This window comes from Streptomyces sp. NRRL S-37 (assembly GCF_000721605.1).
Taxonomy (GTDB): domain Bacteria; phylum Actinomycetota; class Actinomycetes; order Streptomycetales; family Streptomycetaceae; genus Streptomyces.
The window spans coordinates 391,939-405,725 of record NZ_JOIZ01000006.1 but is presented as its reverse complement, the minus strand read 5'-3'; the positions used below and the strand labels follow the sequence as shown (position 1 = coordinate 405,725).

Below are 13,787 nucleotides of genomic sequence, written 5' to 3'. Positions count from 1 at the left end.
GCGTCGTGTGGTGGAAGCCCCTCCCGGCCTCGTCGCACACCGCGCTGTCGCTTCTGGTCCGGGCCCGCTCAGGGTTTGCAGGGCAGCAGGCAGCCGAACCCTAAACCTTCGCTCAGTATCTACGACAGTCCGGGGTGCCGCGCGGTCCCGGACGTCACGGTCTCGTGAGGATTGTGCGCGCGTCGAGGGATTCGTCGAGGTCGGTCCGGTTCCCGGAGGTCGTCCGTCCCGCACCCGTACGCCCTCATACGCGGGGCAGCGTGTCCACCCCGATGCCTCCCTCGATCGCCAGGATCCGGTGCAGCCGGGTGGCCACCAGCAGGCGCTGCATCTGCGGCGGAACGTCCCGCAGTACCAGGCGCCGGCCACAGCGGCCGGCCCGCCGGTGGGCCCCCATGATCACACCGAGTCCGGTGGCGTCCCAGGAGTCCAGGTCGGACAGGTCCAGTACCAGGTCGCCGACTCCGTCGTCGACGGCCGAGTGCAGGACCGTACGGGCGTCCGCCGCGCTGCGGACGTCGAGGCGGCCCCCGACGACCAGCCCGGCGTGGTCGCCCTTGATGTACATACGCACTCCCCTATAGGCGTCTCGTGCTCCGCGTTTTCTGATGGCCGGTGATGCAACCTCTGACTGCGTGGCGGCGTCCGAGGTTGCTGCCTGTGAGCGAACCGATACCGAATTCACCCCGGCGTGTGATGCGCGCCGGGGCGAACGCGCGGTGTCAGTGCTCGTAGAAGCCCTGCCCGCTCTTACGGCCGATGTCACCGGCGTCAACCATCCGGCGCATCAGCTCGGGAGCGGCGAACTTCTCGTCCTGGGACTCGGTGTAGATGTTGTCGGTGGCGTGCAGCAGGATGTCCACGCCGGTGAGGTCGGCGGTGGCCAGCGGTCCCATGGCGTGGCCGAAGCCCAGCTTGCAGGCGAGGTCGATGTCCTCGGCGCTCGCCACGCCCGACTCGTACAGCTTGGCGGCCTCGACGACGAGGGCGCTGATGAGGCGGGTGGTGACGAAGCCGGCGACGTCGCGGTTGACGACGATGCAGGTCTTGCCGACCGACTCGGCGAACTCCCGGGCCCTGGCGAGGGTTTCGTCGCTGGTCTTGTAGCCGCGGACCAGTTCGCACAGCTGCATCATCGGCACCGGCGAGAAGAAGTGGGTGCCGACGACCCGCTCCGGGCGCTCCGTCACGGCCGCGATCTTGGTGATCGGGATGGCGGAGGTGTTGGAGGCGAGGACGGCGTCCTCGCGCACGATCGTGTCGAGGGTGCGGAAGATCTCGTGCTTGACCTCGAGCTTCTCGAACACCGCCTCGACCACGACGTCCGCGTCCGCGCAGGCGTCCAGGTCGGTGGTGGCGGTGATCCGGGCGAGGGCGGCGTCGGCGTCGTGCGCCTCCAGTCTGCCCTTGCTCACGAACTTGTCGTACGACGCCTTGATCCCGTCGGTGCCGCGCGTGAGCGCCTCGTCGGTGACGTCCCGCAGGACGACGTCCCAGCCCGCCCGGGCAGACACCTGGGCGATGCCGGACCCCATGAGACCGGCCCCGATGACGGCGAGCTTGCGTGCCACTGTGCGACTCCCCTGATACGCGCTGTCTTGTTCTCCAGGAGCGGACATTAGCGTCCGCGGGGCCCGGTGTGACCGGTAAGTAACGCGCGTCACGTCTCACATGACGGACATCACACCGACGGCAGGTGCCGGGTGATCCGACGGGCCGTCAGGTGCCGTCCCGTGATGCGAGGGTAGGGGGCCGGTGTCCGATCGACGGAGGAGAACCTCGGCATGGCCGTGATCCACCGCACCACCCTCGAGCCGACCAAGCTCGGCCTGCTGACCGCCTGGCTGCCCTCGCGCCCCTGGTACCACGGGGGCGCGGAGGGTCCGCGGCTGACCAGGGCCGGCGGTTTCCGGCTCGACGACCCGGAGGGGGAGGTCGGCATCGAGTTCATGGTCGTCACCGACGCCTCCGGCGCCGGGCCGGCCGCCTACCTGGTGCCGCTCACCTACCGGGGCGCCCCGCTCGACGGGGCGGAGCACGCCCTCGTCGGCACCGCGGAACACGGTGTCCTCGGGCGGCGCTGGGTCTACGACGGCTGCCACGACCCGGTGGCGGTCGCCGAGTTGGCGGCGCTGGTCGAGGGCCGCGTGCGGGCCCAGGCCCAGAGCGTCAGCGACACCCCGGACGAGGAGGTCACCCGTGCCTGCGCGGGCGAGACGCCGGTCCCGGCGGAGTTCACCGCCGTCGAGGACACCCCGGAGCACACCGAGCTGTCCGCGCCGGACGGCACCGCCCTGCGGGTCCTGCGCACCCTGCTGCCCGCCCCGGACGGCACACCGCTTCCCGGGCCGGGTGCGGCGGGTCATGTCGCGGGCGCGTGGGAGGCGCCCGACGGCACCCGCGCGCGAGGCCTGCTGTGCGTCCTGTACGCGGCCCCGCCGGCGTAGCCCGGTTCAGCCGCGCACCGCGTAACCGAGGACCCGGTCGCTCAGCAGCTCCTCGATGTCGTCGACCAGCACGAGGATCTCGCGCGACACCTCGGCCGGTGCGCGGCCCTTCAGCATCTCCCGGCCGATGGTGACGAACACCGTGCTGTGGATCCAGCAGATCTGACCGGCCACCAGACCCGGCAGCGGGTCGTCGGGGGCGGCGCCCGTCTCCTCGCGGAGCACCGCCTCGAGGTTGTCCTGGGTCTCCTGCTGCATGCTCCACAGCCGGGAGCGCAGCGGCGGGGAGTCGTGGATGACCCGCATGAAGCGGTCGTAGCCCTCCATCAGGCCCACCCGGGGTGACACCGCCTCGATGTCGGCGCGCAGTTCGCGCAGGACGGCGCGGGCGGCCGACTCCCCCGCGTCCCGGGCCCGGACCCAGCGGGCGAGTTGGTCGACGACACCCTTGGAGCGGTCGAAGAAGAGGTCCTCCTTGGCGGGGAAGTAGTTGTAGACCGTGTTCACGGAGACGTCCGCGGCCTCCGCCACCTCCGCCATCGTCACGGTCACGAAGCCGTGCTCCAGGAACAGTCCGGTGGCGATGTCCGAGATCCGCTGCCTGGTCTCGCGCTTCTTCCGCTCCCTGAGCCCCTCTGTCATGCCTCTCATCGTAGGTCGGCCCGGCGATCACTGGTGTCTCTGTATTTTTGGTGTGGTTGCAAAGTTTCAGTGACTCTGTTTTTCTGAGGTCATGGCAATCATCAGTACGGCCGGACTGGCCCGTACCTTCCAGACCAAGCGCGGCCCGGTGGAGGCCGTGCGCGGTGTCGACCTCACCGTCCGCGAGGGGGAGATCCTCGGTTTCCTGGGCCCCAACGGGGCCGGGAAGACCACCACCCTGCGGATGCTCACCACCCTGCTCGCCCCCACCGGCGGCGCGGCCACCGTCGCCGGCCACGACCTGGCGACCGACCCGGCCGGGGTGCGGCGGGCCTGCGGCTACGTGGCGCAGTCCGGCGGGGTCGATCCGCAGATCACGGTGCGGGAGGAGCTGGTCACCCAGGGACGGCTCTACCGGCTCACCCGGGCGCGGGCGGTGGAGCGCGCCGAGGAGCTGGCCCGGGACCTGGACCTGACCGAGCTGCTGGACCGCAAATGCGCCGCGCTCTCCGGCGGCCAGCGGCGCCGCCTGGACATCGCGATGGCGCTCACCCACCGCCCGAAGGTGCTGTTCCTGGACGAGCCGACGACCGGTCTCGACCCCGGCAGCCGCGCCGATCTCTGGGACCTGGTGCGCCGGCTGCGCGACGAGCACGGCACCACCGTGTTCCTGACCACCCACTACCTCGACGAGGCGGACGCGCTCGCGGACCGGCTGGTCGTCGTCGACCGGGGCACGGTCGTCGCCGAGGGCACCCCGGCCGCCCTGAAGCTGGAGTACGGCGGCTCGGCCGACGCCTCGCTGCAGGACACCTTCCTCGCCATCACCGGCCGCGACGCCGCCCCGGCCGACGCCGCCCCCGTAGCCGTATAGGACCCCCACGATGCTGCTCCACGACACCGCGCTCATCTACGGGCGCTATCTGCGCCAGTCCCTGCGCTCCCGCTTCGCCCTGCTCTTCGGGGTGCTGATGCCGCTGCTGTACCTGCTGTTCTTCGGCCCGCTGCTGACCGACCTGCCGCTCGGCGGACAGGGCAGCTCCTGGCAGCTTCTGGTGCCGGGGCTGCTGCTGCAACTCGGTCTGTTCGGTGCCTCGTTCGCCGGTTTCTCGATCATCATCGAGAAGGGGCAGGGGGTGGTCGAGCGGATGCGGGTCACACCGGTCAGCCGGCTCGCCCTGCTGCTGGGCCGGGTGCTGCGGGACGCCACGCTGTTCGTCTTCCAGGCGGTGCTGCTGGTGCTGGCGGCGCTGGTGATGGGGCTGCGGGCCCCGCTGGCCGGGGTGCTGATCGGCTTCGCCTTCGTCGCCCTGCTGACCGTGTCCCTGGCCGCGCTGTCCTACGCGCTCGCCATGAGGATGGACACCCCGCAGACCTTCGGGCCGACGATCAACGCCCTGACCATGCCGTCGATGCTGCTGTCGGGCCTGATGCTGCCGATGACCCTGGGCCCCGCCTGGCTGGACGTCCTCTCCCACCTGATGCCGTTCCGCTATCTGGTCGACGCGATGCGGGACGCCTACGTCGGCGCCTACGCGACGGCCCCCATGCTGTACGGCACCGTCGTCGCCGTCGGCCTCGCGGTCCTCGCCGTGACGGTGGGCACACGCGTCTTCCGGACGGCCGGAGCGTAACCAGGGGGTGTCGTTTGGATCTTGCCGGGGTCGCGGGGCCTGGCACCGCACCTCGCCGCGTTGTCGTCGGTTGCCAGGGCTCCGCCCTGGCGCCCTCCTCCGCCTTGCGATGCACGGCACCAGACCCCGCTCGGCTTGAACCACAGGGCACCGCTCACTGGAGCCGGCCTGATCCGAACGACACCCCCTAGGCTGACCTCATGGTCAACCTGACGCGTATCTACACCCGGACCGGCGACAAGGGCACCACGAACCTCGGTGACATGTCCCGGGTCGCCAAGACCGATCTGCGGATCTCCGCCTACGCCGACGCCAACGAGGCGAACGCGGTGATCGGCACGGCGATCGCGCTGGGGGGTCTGGAGGACGAGGTCGTCCAGGTCCTCACCCGCGTCCAGAACGACCTGTTCGACGTGGGCGCCGACCTGTCGACGCCGGTCGTGGAGAACCCCGAGTACCCGCCGCTGCGGGTCGAGCAGTTCTACGTCGACCGGCTGGAGGCGGACTGCGACACCTTCAACGAACGGCTGGAGAAGCTCCGCTCCTTCATCCTGCCCGGCGGCACGCCCGGCGCGGCCCTGCTCCACCAGGCCTGCACGGTCGTCCGCCGCGCCGAGCGCTCCACCTGGGCGGCGCTGGAGGTCCACGGCGACACCATGAACCCCCTCACCGCCACCTACCTCAACCGCCTCTCCGACCTGCTGTTCATCCTCGCCCGTATCGCGAACAAGGAGACCGGCGACGTGCTGTGGGTGCCGGGCGGGGAGCGCTGAGCCCTACCGGGGCTCCGCCCGGCCGCGCACGGCCCGGTGGAGACCCAGCAGGGTCTCGACGCCGCCGACGCACATCAGCACCACGCCGACCTTGACGGGGTCGACCGCCGGCAGGTCCACACTCCCGGCGAACAGCCACAGCGCCAGGCCCGCCACCAGCGTGGCGGGCCCCGCGAGAAGGTTCCTGGACGCCCGTGTCATCGGCCGACACGCTCCTTGCCCACGCCGGCAACGTCCCGCTCGCCCGCCGGGGCCTTCTTCGGCCAGATCCAGTAGGCCAGGGCCACCAGGCCGTGGATACCGGCGATCCGCCACGCGGTGAAGCGCCAGGACTCCAGGGACGTGACGCGGCTCGGATCGTCCACGTACCAGATGGCGAACTGGAGCAGCGCGGTCGCCACGACGGCGGCGGTCAGCGTGCCCAGCCAGACCTTGGCCTCGTGCCGGGCGCGGGCCATCCCGTAGCGGGGCGGGCCGAGCGGCTTCGGGGCGCCGCCCAGGCGGTGGGCGGCGTGGCCGTCGAGCCACTTCACCGTGCGGTGGCCGTGGCCGACGGTGTAGCCGATGTAGAGCGCGGCCAGACCGTGCGTCCAGTTCGGCTCGGCGCCGTTCTTCAGGTCCAGCGCGGTGGCGACCAGCAGGACGACCTCCAGCAGCGGCTCGCACAGCAGCAGCGCGAGGCCGGTGCGCGGCATTCTCAGCAGGTAGCGGCAGGCCAGTCCGGCGGCCAGCAGTACCCAGAAGCCGATCTCACAGGCGGCGATCAAGGCGACGATCACGGTTACTCCCTTCGGTCACCTTTTCAGGCTCCCGTGCGGAGCGGCCCGTTTCGTCGTCGCCGCCGACGAACTCGCGGTACATCGAAAGATGCAGTCCAGGACCGTCCGCGGGGATCAGGTGCCGGGTGCGCGCAGCGTGTTGGATGGTGCCATGGCCGTACGACTGCCCCGCCCCCACCGCTTCGACGTGTGGACCGCGCTGGCCGGACTCTCCGGCGGACTGCTGCTGTGGGGGCTCGGGCTGGGCGTGCGCGGGGGCGACGACCCCCTCGTGCTCTTCGACGGCCGCTGGCCCCTCCTCGTGCCGCTCGCCGTGATCGCCGGCTGCGAGCTGCTGCGCCGCACCGCTCCGCGCACCGCGCTGCTGACCGGCACGCTGGCGCTGGCCGCGGACACGATGACCCGGGGCAGCATCGCCACGATCGTGATGTACACCGACCTGATGTACGCCGCCGTCCTGTACGGGACGCCCGCCGCGGCCCGCCGCCTGCCGTGGATCACCGGCATGCTCACGATCGCCGCGACACTGGTGCCGTACGCCGTGTGGCGGGTGCCGGAGGCGCTGCTGGTCGGTCTCGTCGTCGGCGGTGTGGCGTTCACGCCCGCGTCGACCGGCCTGATCGTGCGCAACCACCGCGACGCCGCCGAGGCGGCCCGGCTGCGGGCCGAACAGACCGCGCTGCTCGCCGAGATGGACCGCGTCCAGGCGGTGACCGCGGAACGCGCCCGGATGGCGCGGGAGTTGCACGACATGGTCGCCAACCACCTCTCCGCGATCGCCATCCACTCCACGGCCGCGCTCTCCCTGGACGACGAGAGGACCTCCCGCGACGCGCTCGCCGTGATCCGGGAGAACAGCGTCCAGGGACTGTCCGAGATGCGGCGGCTCATCGGCATCCTGCGCGACGGGGCCGACGACCGGGAACCGGCCGCGACCCCCACCCTCGACGGCCTCGGCGCCCTGGTCGAGGGCGCCCGCGCCAACGGCCTGGACGTCACCCTCGACGCCACCCCCACCTCCGTGCCCGCACCGGTCGAGCTCGCCGCGTACAGGATCGTGCAGGAGTCGCTGACGAACGCGCTGAAGCACGCCGCTCCGGGAAAGGTCACCGTGCTGCTGCGCCGCCTGGAAGGCGGCCTCGACATCCGGGTGGCCAGCCCGTACGGCGGCCGGGACACCCCGCGCGCACCGGGGTCCGGGGCCGGCCTGGTCGGCATGCGGGAGCGGGTGGCCCTGCTGGACGGCACGTTCGAGGCAGGACCGGAGAGCGGCCCGGACGGCAAGCTGTGGGTCGTCCGCGCGTCCCTTCCCGTCACCGACATCACCCGAGGAGAACTGGAATGATCCGGGTCCTGGTCGCCGAGGACCAGTCCGCCGTCCGTGCCGGACTGGTGCTGATCCTGCGCAGCGCGCCCGACATCGAGGTGGTCGGCGAGGCGGGCGACGGCGAGGAGGCGGTGGCGCTCGCCCGTGCACTCCGTCCCGACCTGGTGCTGATGGACGTACAGATGCCGCGCCTGGACGGGGTGTCGGCGACCCGGCGGGTGGTCGGGGAGGGGCTCGCCGACGTGCTGGTGCTGACCACCTTCGACCTCGATGAATACGTGTTCGGGGCGCTGCGGGCCGGGGCGGCCGGGTTCCTGCTGAAGAACACGGACGCGAAGGACCTCATCAGGGCGGTGCGCACGGTGGCGCACGGGGAGGGCGTCGTCGCCCCGGCCGTCACGCGCCGGCTGATCGCGGAGTTCGCCGCGAAGCCCGCCCCCCGGCCGGGTGCCGATCCGGCGGTCCTGGACGCCCTCACCCGGCGCGAGCGCGAGGTGCTGTCCTGTCTGGGCGAGGGGCTGTCCAACGCCGCCATCGCGGTCCGTCTCGACATGGCGGAGGCGACGGTGAAGACGCACGTCAGCCGTCTGCTGGGCAAGCTGGAGCTGCGTAGCCGGGTGCAAGCGGCGGTGCTGGCGCAAGAGTTGGGGATCTGACGGAAGCACAGGGGGGACGGCCGGAAGCACAGGGGGACGACGAGGACAAGTGGTCCAGACCTATTGACCCGTGGTCCAGACCTTTCTATTCTCGCGGCACTGCGGGTGTGATGGCTCAGTCACACCCCCGACGGCTTCTCCCCCCTAAGGAGGCGCAGCATGCGCTTCAGACACAGAGCCGCCGCAGGGTTCGCGACCCTGCTGCTCCCCGCCGCCGGCCTCGTCGCCCTCGCGAGCCCCGCCCAGGCCGCGACCTCGGCGACCGCCACCTACGCCAAGACCCAGGACTGGGGCACCGGCTTCGAGGGCAAGTGGACGGTGAAGAACACCGGCACCACGAGCCTCAGCTCCTGGACCGTCGAATGGGACTTCCCCTCCGGCACCAAGGTCACCTCCGCCTGGGACGCCACCGTCACCAACTCCGGTGACCACTGGACCGCCAAGAACGTCGGCTGGAACGGCACCCTCGCCCCCGGGGCGTCGGTCTCCTTCGGCTTCAACGGCAGCGGCTCCGGCGCCCCCTCCGGCTGCAAGCTCAACGGCGGGAGCTGCGACGGAGGCCCGCAGGTCCCCGGCGACTCGGCCCCCTCCGCCCCCGGCACCCCGACCGCCTCGGACATCACCGACACCTCGGTGAAGCTGTCCTGGTCGGCGGCGACCGACGACAAGGGCGTCAAGAACTACGACGTCCTGCGCGACGGCACCAAGGTCGCCACCGTGACCGGCACCTCGTACACGAACACCGGCCTCAGCAAGGGCACGGACTACTCCTACACCGTGCAGGCCCGTGACACCGCCGACCAGACCGGCCCGGTCAGCGGCGCCGTGAAGGTCCGCACCACCGGCACCACCGAGGAGCCGCCGCCCACCGGCGACAAGGTCAAGCTCGGCTACTTCACCGAGTGGGGCATCTACGGCCGCAACTACCACGTCAAGAACCTGGTGACGTCCGGCTCGGCCGCCAAGATCACCCACATCAACTACTCGTTCGGCAACGTCAAGAACGGCCAGTGCACCGTCGACGACACCTTCGCCGCCTACGAGAAGTCCTACACCGCCGACCAGTCCGTCAGCGGCACCGCCGACACCTGGGACCAGTCGCTGCGCGGCAACTTCAACCAGCTGCGCCAGCTGAAGGCGAAGTACCCGCACATCAAGGTGCTGTACTCCTTCGGCGGCTGGACCTACTCCGGCGGCTTCGGCCAGGCCGCGCAGAACCCGTCCGCGTTCGCCAAGTCCTGCAAGCAGGTCGTGGAGGACCCGCGCTGGGCCGACGTCTTCGACGGCATCGACATCGACTGGGAGTACCCGAACGCCTGCGGTCTGACCTGTGACAGCAGCGGCCCGGCGGCCTTCAAGAACCTCGCGCAGGCCCTGCGCGCCGAGTTCGGCAAGGACTACCTGGTCACCGCGGCCATCACCGCCGACGGCTCGAACGGCGGCAAGATCGACGCGGCCGACTACGGCGGCGCCTCGCAGTACCTCGACTGGTACAACGTGATGACGTACGACTACTTCGGCGCCTTCAACGCGCAGGGTCCGACGGCCCCGCACTCGCCGCTCACCTCGTACAACGGCATCCCGCAGGCAGGCTTCAACTCGGCCGACGCGATCGCCAAGCTGAAGTCGAAGGGCGTCCCGTCCGCCAAGCTGCTGCTCGGCATCGGCTTCTACGGCCGCGGCTGGACCGGCGTCACCCAGTCCGCCCCCGGCGGCACGGCGACCGGACCGGCCCCGGGCACCTACGAGCCGGGCATCGAGGACTACAAGGTCCTGAAGAACTCCTGCCCGGCCAACGGCACCATCGCCGGCACGGCGTACGCCCACTGCGGCAGCAACTGGTGGTCCTACGACACCCCGTCCACCATCAACAGCAAGATGGCCTGGGCCAAGAGCCAGGGCCTGGGCGGTGCCTTCTTCTGGGAGTTCAGCGGCGACACCTCGAACGGTGAACTCGTGACGGCCATCGACAGCGGCCTGAAGTAACCCTCGGGAAGTACCACGTAAGCAGCCCTCCCCCGGACTCGTCCGGGGGAGGGCTTACGTCTGGGCCACGTTGCCCCAGCGGGGTCCTGAACGTCGCTCTACGCGACGTTCACCCGCTGTCCGGGCGGGGCCGCCTCGAGCCAGGCGAGGAAACCGGTCAGCGCGTCCTCGCTCATGGCGAGCTCCAGACGCGTGCCCCGGTGCAGACAGGCGAGGATCACGGAGTCCGACAGCAGCGCCAGCTCCTCCTCGCCCTCGGGCAGCCGGCGGCCGGCCACCTCGATCGCGGAACGCTCCAGGACCCGGCGCGGACGGGGAGCGTAGGAGAAGACCCGGAACCACTCGACCCGGTCACCGTTGTAGCGTGCCACCCCGTACGCCCAGCCCTTGCCGCCGGAGTCGCCCGACTCGGGGGCGTCCCAGCGCAGACTGCAGTCGAACGTTCCTCCGGAACGCTGGATGAGGCGGCGGCGCAGGCCGAAGACGAAGAGCCCCACCACCACGAGGGCCACCACGATTCCGCACACAGTCAGAGCGAGGACCATCGACACCGACCTCCTCGTCTCCTAGGTAACGGAACGGAAAAATCATCCAGATCTGCCTCAGCCGCGACCGGCTCCGGATCGCTCCGGTGCCGGCCGCGGCTGAGTGACGTCATCCCACCGCGCCGGTATCAGCGCCCTGCCGACGCCGCCCGCAGACGGACGTCCGCGCGGCGCTCGGCCTCCGCGTCGTCCTCCGCCTTCGCACGGGCGAGTTCCTGCTCCGCGCTCTGGACGTCGATCTCGTCCGACAGTTCGGCGATCTCGGCCAGCAGCGACAGCTTGTCGTCCGCGAACGAGATGAAACCGCCGTGCACCGCGGCGACGACCGTCCCGCCCTCACGCGTACGAATGGTCACCGGGCCCGACTCCAGCACACCGAGCAGCGGCTGGTGACCGGGCATGACGCCGATGTCGCCGGACGTGGTGCGCGCGACGACCAGGGTGGCCTCGCCGGACCAGACCTCTCGGTCGGCCGCGACCAGCGCGACGTGCAGCTCAGCAGCCAAGGTGGCTCCTCGGGTCACCACCCGGCGGTTGTGCCGGGTGTTGGTTACAAGTCTAAGGGGCGTGAGCGAGGGGGCGGGACGCACCCGCCCCCTCGGGTGTGAACCTCAGGGGTTCACGGTGAGCCTGATGCTCAGGAGACGCCCAGCTCCTTGGCGTTGTTCTTCAGGTCCTCGATGCCACCGCACATGAAGAACGCCTGCTCCGGGAAGTGGTCGTACTCGCCGTCGCAGATCGCGTTGAAGGCCGCGATCGACTCGTCCAGCGGGACGTCCGACCCGTCGACGCCGGTGAACTGCTTGGCGACGTGGGTGTTCTGGGACAGGAAGCGCTCCACGCGACGGGCACGGTGGACGACGAGCTTGTCCTCCTCGCCGAGCTCGTCGATACCGAGGATCGCGATGATGTCCTGCAGGTCCTTGTACTTCTGCAGGATGTTCTTCACGCGCATGGCCGCGTTGTAGTGGTCCTGCGCGATGTAGCGCGGGTCCAGGATCCGGGACGTGGAGTCCAGCGGGTCCACGGCCGGGTAGATGCCCTTCTCCGAGATCGGACGGGAGAGCACCGTCGTCGCGTCGAGGTGGGCGAAGGTGGTGGCCGGGGCCGGGTCGGTCAGGTCGTCCGCGGGGACGTAGATCGCCTGCATCGAGGTGATCGAGTGACCACGGGTCGAGGTGATGCGCTCCTGGAGGAGACCCATCTCGTCGGCCAGGTTCGGCTGGTAGCCCACCGCGGAGGGCATGCGGCCGAGCAGGGTCGACACCTCGGAGCCGGCCTGGGTGAAGCGGAAGATGTTGTCGATGAAGAACAGCACGTCCTGCTTCTGCACATCGCGGAAGTACTCCGCCATGGTCAGACCGGCCAGGGCCACGCGCAGACGGGTGCCCGGGGGCTCGTCCATCTGGCCGAAGACCAGGGCGGTCTTGTCGATGACGCCCGACTCGCTCATCTCGTCGATGAGGTCGTTGCCCTCACGGGTGCGCTCACCGACGCCGGCGAACACCGACACACCGTCGTGGTTGTTGGCGACGCGGTAGATCATCTCCTGGATGAGCACCGTCTTGCCGACGCCGGCACCGCCGAACAGACCGATCTTTCCACCCTTGACGTATGGGGTGAGAAGGTCGATGACCTTGACGCCGGTCTCGAACATCTCGGTCTTCGACTCGAGCTCGTCGAAGTTGGGCGCCTTGCGGTGGATCGGCCAGCGCTCACCGGTGTACTGCTCGTCGACGTTCAGCACCTCACCGAGGGTGTTGAACACCTTGCCGGTGGTGAAGTCGCCGACCGGCACCGAGATGGAGGAGCCCGTGTCGGTCACCGGGGCCTGGCGGACCAGACCGTCGGTGGGCTGCATGGAGATGGTGCGGACCAGGCCGTCACCGAGGTGCTGCGCGACCTCGAGGGTCAGCGTCTTGAGCGCACCCTCCTGGGCCGGGTCGGCGACCTCGACGTGGAGGGCGTTGTAGATCTCCGGCATCGCGTCGACGGGGAACTCCACGTCGACGACCGGGCCGATGACCCGGGCGACGCGGCCCGTGGCCGCCGCGGTCTCAACAGTGGTGGTCATTAGTTGTCACTCCCCGCGGTCGCGTCGGCCAGGGCACTGGCGCCACCGACGATCTCGCTGATTTCCTGGGTGATTTCGGCCTGGCGGGCCGCGTTGGCAAGACGGGAGAGCGTGTTGATCAGCTCGCCCGCGTTGTCGGTGGCCGACTTCATCGCGCGCCGCGTGGCGGCGTGCTTCGAAGCGGCCGACTGGAGCAGCGCGTTGTAGATCCGGCTCTCGACGTACCGCGGCAGCAGGGCGTCGAGGACGTCCTCCGCCGACGGCTCGAAGTCGTACAGCGGCAGGATCTCGCCCTTGGTGGTGCTCTCCTCCGCGACCTCTTCGAGGCGCAGCGGAAGCATCCGGGAGTCGACCGCCGTCTGCGTCATCATCGACACGAACTCGGTGTAGACGATGTGGAGTTCGTCCACGCCGCCGTCCGCCGTCTCCGTCTGGAGCGCCTCGATCAGCGGGGCCGCGACCTTCTTGGCGTCCGCGTACGAGGGCTCGTCGGTGAAGCCCGTGAACGTCTCCGCGATCGTGCGCTCGCGGAAGTTGTAGTGGGCGACACCGCGCCGGCCGACGATGTACGTGACGACCTGCTTGCCCTCGCGCTCCAGGCGCTCGGTCAGCTGCTCCGCCGCCTTGATGGCGTTGGAGTTGAAGGCGCCGGCCAGACCGCGGTCGCTCGTGAGGAGCAGGACCGCGGCACGGGTCGGGTTCTCCGCCTCCGTGGTGAGCGGGTGCTTGGTGTTCGACCCGGTGCCGACCGCCGTGACCGCGCGGGTGAGCTCCTGCGCGTACGGCGTGGAGGCCGCCACCTTGCGCTGCGCCTTGACGACGCGCGAGGCGGCGATCATCTCCATCGCCTTGGTGATCTTCTTGGTCGCGGTGACGGATCGGATGCGACGCTTGTAGACCCGGAGCTGGGCTCCCATGAGTCAG

At 70.3% G+C, this 13,787-nt stretch carries 16 protein-coding genes; 7 read left to right on the top strand and 9 right to left on the bottom strand.

Annotated features, from left to right (window positions below; translation table 11 throughout):
* Positions 1–244: 244 nt before the first annotated feature.
* Positions 245–568: an STAS domain-containing protein gene (locus tag IH50_RS0112490; protein ID WP_030860450.1), complete on the bottom strand. Its 324-nt coding sequence runs from the start codon at positions 566–568 to the stop codon at positions 245–247.
* Positions 569–722: 154 nt separating this feature from the next.
* Complete coding sequence (locus tag IH50_RS0112485; RefSeq protein WP_030860449.1) at positions 723–1,571, bottom strand: 3-hydroxyacyl-CoA dehydrogenase family protein; 849 nt, start codon at positions 1,569–1,571, stop codon at positions 723–725.
* A gap of 213 nt (positions 1,572–1,784) precedes the next feature.
* Here IH50_RS0112485 and IH50_RS0112480 point away from each other — a divergent pair, with 213 nt between their 5' ends.
* Positions 1,785–2,447 carry a maltokinase N-terminal cap-like domain-containing protein gene (locus tag IH50_RS0112480; RefSeq protein WP_030860447.1) on the top strand — a complete coding sequence of 221 codons (663 nt, stop codon included), beginning with the start codon at positions 1,785–1,787 and terminating at the stop codon, positions 2,445–2,447.
* A 6-nt stretch (positions 2,448–2,453) separates the two neighbouring features.
* On the opposite strand, the gene IH50_RS0112475 is transcribed toward IH50_RS0112480, so the two are convergent.
* Positions 2,454–3,089, bottom strand: a complete 636-nt coding sequence (locus IH50_RS0112475; RefSeq protein WP_030860445.1) for a TetR/AcrR family transcriptional regulator — start codon at positions 3,087–3,089, stop codon at positions 2,454–2,456.
* Between the two features lie 91 nt (positions 3,090–3,180).
* On the opposite strand from IH50_RS0112475, the gene IH50_RS0112470 reads away from it, so the two are divergent.
* The 3 genes from IH50_RS0112470 (at position 3,181) to IH50_RS0112460 (ending at position 5,496) form a co-directional block, all read left to right on the top strand.
* Positions 3,181–3,963, top strand: coding sequence for an ABC transporter ATP-binding protein (locus tag IH50_RS0112470; protein WP_030860436.1), 783 nt, complete (start codon positions 3,181–3,183; stop codon positions 3,961–3,963).
* A 10-nt stretch (positions 3,964–3,973) separates the two neighbouring features.
* Complete coding sequence (locus IH50_RS0112465) at positions 3,974–4,723, top strand: ABC transporter permease (RefSeq protein ID WP_030860434.1); 750 nt, start codon at positions 3,974–3,976, stop codon at positions 4,721–4,723.
* Between the two features lie 200 nt (positions 4,724–4,923).
* A complete protein-coding gene (locus IH50_RS0112460; protein ID WP_030860432.1) occupies positions 4,924–5,496 on the top strand; it encodes a cob(I)yrinic acid a,c-diamide adenosyltransferase in 573 nt (190 codons plus the stop codon).
* 3 nt (positions 5,497–5,499) lie between these two features.
* On the opposite strand, the gene IH50_RS0112455 is transcribed toward IH50_RS0112460, so the two are convergent.
* A complete protein-coding gene (locus IH50_RS0112455; RefSeq protein ID WP_030860431.1) occupies positions 5,500–5,697 on the bottom strand; it encodes a DUF5708 family protein in 198 nt (65 codons plus the stop codon).
* Positions 5,694–6,275, bottom strand: a complete 582-nt coding sequence (locus IH50_RS0112450; RefSeq protein ID WP_030860430.1) for a hypothetical protein — start codon at positions 6,273–6,275, stop codon at positions 5,694–5,696. The genes IH50_RS0112455 and IH50_RS0112450 overlap by 4 nt, the downstream gene beginning before the upstream one ends.
* Positions 6,276–6,426: 151 nt before the next feature.
* Here IH50_RS0112450 and IH50_RS0112445 point away from each other — a divergent pair, with 151 nt between their 5' ends.
* The 3 genes from IH50_RS0112445 (at position 6,427) to IH50_RS0112435 (ending at position 10,244) form a co-directional block, all read left to right on the top strand.
* Entirely contained in the window at positions 6,427–7,620 is a 1,194-nt protein-coding gene (locus tag IH50_RS0112445; protein ID WP_030860429.1) for a sensor histidine kinase, read from the top strand.
* The gene (locus IH50_RS0112440) at positions 7,617–8,258 is read left to right on the top strand and encodes a response regulator (protein ID WP_030860428.1); all 642 of its coding nucleotides are present in this window, start codon (positions 7,617–7,619) and stop codon (positions 8,256–8,258) included. Before IH50_RS0112445 ends, IH50_RS0112440 begins: the two co-directional genes overlap by 4 nt.
* A 159-nt stretch (positions 8,259–8,417) precedes the next feature.
* Positions 8,418–10,244 carry a glycoside hydrolase family 18 chitinase gene (locus IH50_RS0112435; RefSeq protein WP_030860427.1) on the top strand — a complete coding sequence of 609 codons (1,827 nt, stop codon included), beginning with the start codon at positions 8,418–8,420 and terminating at the stop codon, positions 10,242–10,244.
* A 98-nt stretch (positions 10,245–10,342) separates the two neighbouring features.
* Here the strand turns inward: IH50_RS0112435 and IH50_RS0112430 are convergent, their stop codons facing one another.
* From IH50_RS0112430 to IH50_RS0112415, 4 genes are all read right to left on the bottom strand, one after another.
* Positions 10,343–10,789 carry a DUF2550 domain-containing protein gene (locus IH50_RS0112430; protein WP_030860426.1) on the bottom strand — a complete coding sequence of 149 codons (447 nt, stop codon included), beginning with the start codon at positions 10,787–10,789 and terminating at the stop codon, positions 10,343–10,345.
* 128 nt (positions 10,790–10,917) lie between these two features.
* Positions 10,918–11,295: a F0F1 ATP synthase subunit epsilon gene (locus IH50_RS0112425; protein ID WP_030860424.1), complete on the bottom strand. Its 378-nt coding sequence runs from the start codon at positions 11,293–11,295 to the stop codon at positions 10,918–10,920.
* A gap of 131 nt (positions 11,296–11,426) precedes the next feature.
* Positions 11,427–12,863 (bottom strand): F0F1 ATP synthase subunit beta, encoded by a 1,437-nt coding sequence (atpD, locus tag IH50_RS0112420; protein ID WP_030860422.1) that lies wholly within the window; start codon positions 12,861–12,863, stop codon positions 11,427–11,429.
* Complete coding sequence (locus tag IH50_RS0112415) at positions 12,863–13,780, bottom strand: F0F1 ATP synthase subunit gamma (protein ID WP_030860420.1); 918 nt, start codon at positions 13,778–13,780, stop codon at positions 12,863–12,865. Before IH50_RS0112415 ends, atpD begins: the two co-directional genes overlap by 1 nt.
* Positions 13,781–13,787 lie beyond the last annotated feature (7 nt).

What these genes read in the sequence shown, in the direction of transcription:
- IH50_RS0112440 (WP_030860428.1), top strand. Translation starts at nt 7,617, where the DNA reads ATGATCCGGGTCCTGGTCGCCGAGGACCAGTCCGCCGTCCGTGCCGGA.
- IH50_RS0112470 (WP_030860436.1), top strand. Translation starts at nt 3,181, where the DNA reads ATGGCAATCATCAGTACGGCCGGACTGGCCCGTACCTTCCAGACCAAG.
- IH50_RS0112455 (WP_030860431.1), bottom strand. Translation starts at nt 5,697, where the DNA reads ATGACACGGGCGTCCAGGAACCTTCTCGCGGGGCCCGCCACGCTGGTG.
- IH50_RS0112430 (WP_030860426.1), bottom strand. Translation starts at nt 10,789, where the DNA reads ATGGTCCTCGCTCTGACTGTGTGCGGAATCGTGGTGGCCCTCGTGGTG.
- IH50_RS0112460 (WP_030860432.1), top strand. Translation starts at nt 4,924, where the DNA reads ATGGTCAACCTGACGCGTATCTACACCCGGACCGGCGACAAGGGCACC.
- IH50_RS0112475 (WP_030860445.1), bottom strand. Translation starts at nt 3,089, where the DNA reads ATGACAGAGGGGCTCAGGGAGCGGAAGAAGCGCGAGACCAGGCAGCGG.
- IH50_RS0112415 (WP_030860420.1), bottom strand. Translation starts at nt 13,780, where the DNA reads ATGGGAGCCCAGCTCCGGGTCTACAAGCGTCGCATCCGATCCGTCACC.
- IH50_RS0112445 (WP_030860429.1), top strand. Translation starts at nt 6,427, where the DNA reads ATGGCCGTACGACTGCCCCGCCCCCACCGCTTCGACGTGTGGACCGCG.
- atpD (WP_030860422.1), bottom strand. Translation starts at nt 12,863, where the DNA reads ATGACCACCACTGTTGAGACCGCGGCGGCCACGGGCCGCGTCGCCCGG.
- IH50_RS0112480 (WP_030860447.1), top strand. Translation starts at nt 1,785, where the DNA reads ATGGCCGTGATCCACCGCACCACCCTCGAGCCGACCAAGCTCGGCCTG.
- IH50_RS0112465 (WP_030860434.1), top strand. Translation starts at nt 3,974, where the DNA reads ATGCTGCTCCACGACACCGCGCTCATCTACGGGCGCTATCTGCGCCAG.
- IH50_RS0112435 (WP_030860427.1), top strand. Translation starts at nt 8,418, where the DNA reads ATGCGCTTCAGACACAGAGCCGCCGCAGGGTTCGCGACCCTGCTGCTC.
- IH50_RS0112490 (WP_030860450.1), bottom strand. Translation starts at nt 568, where the DNA reads ATGTACATCAAGGGCGACCACGCCGGGCTGGTCGTCGGGGGCCGCCTC.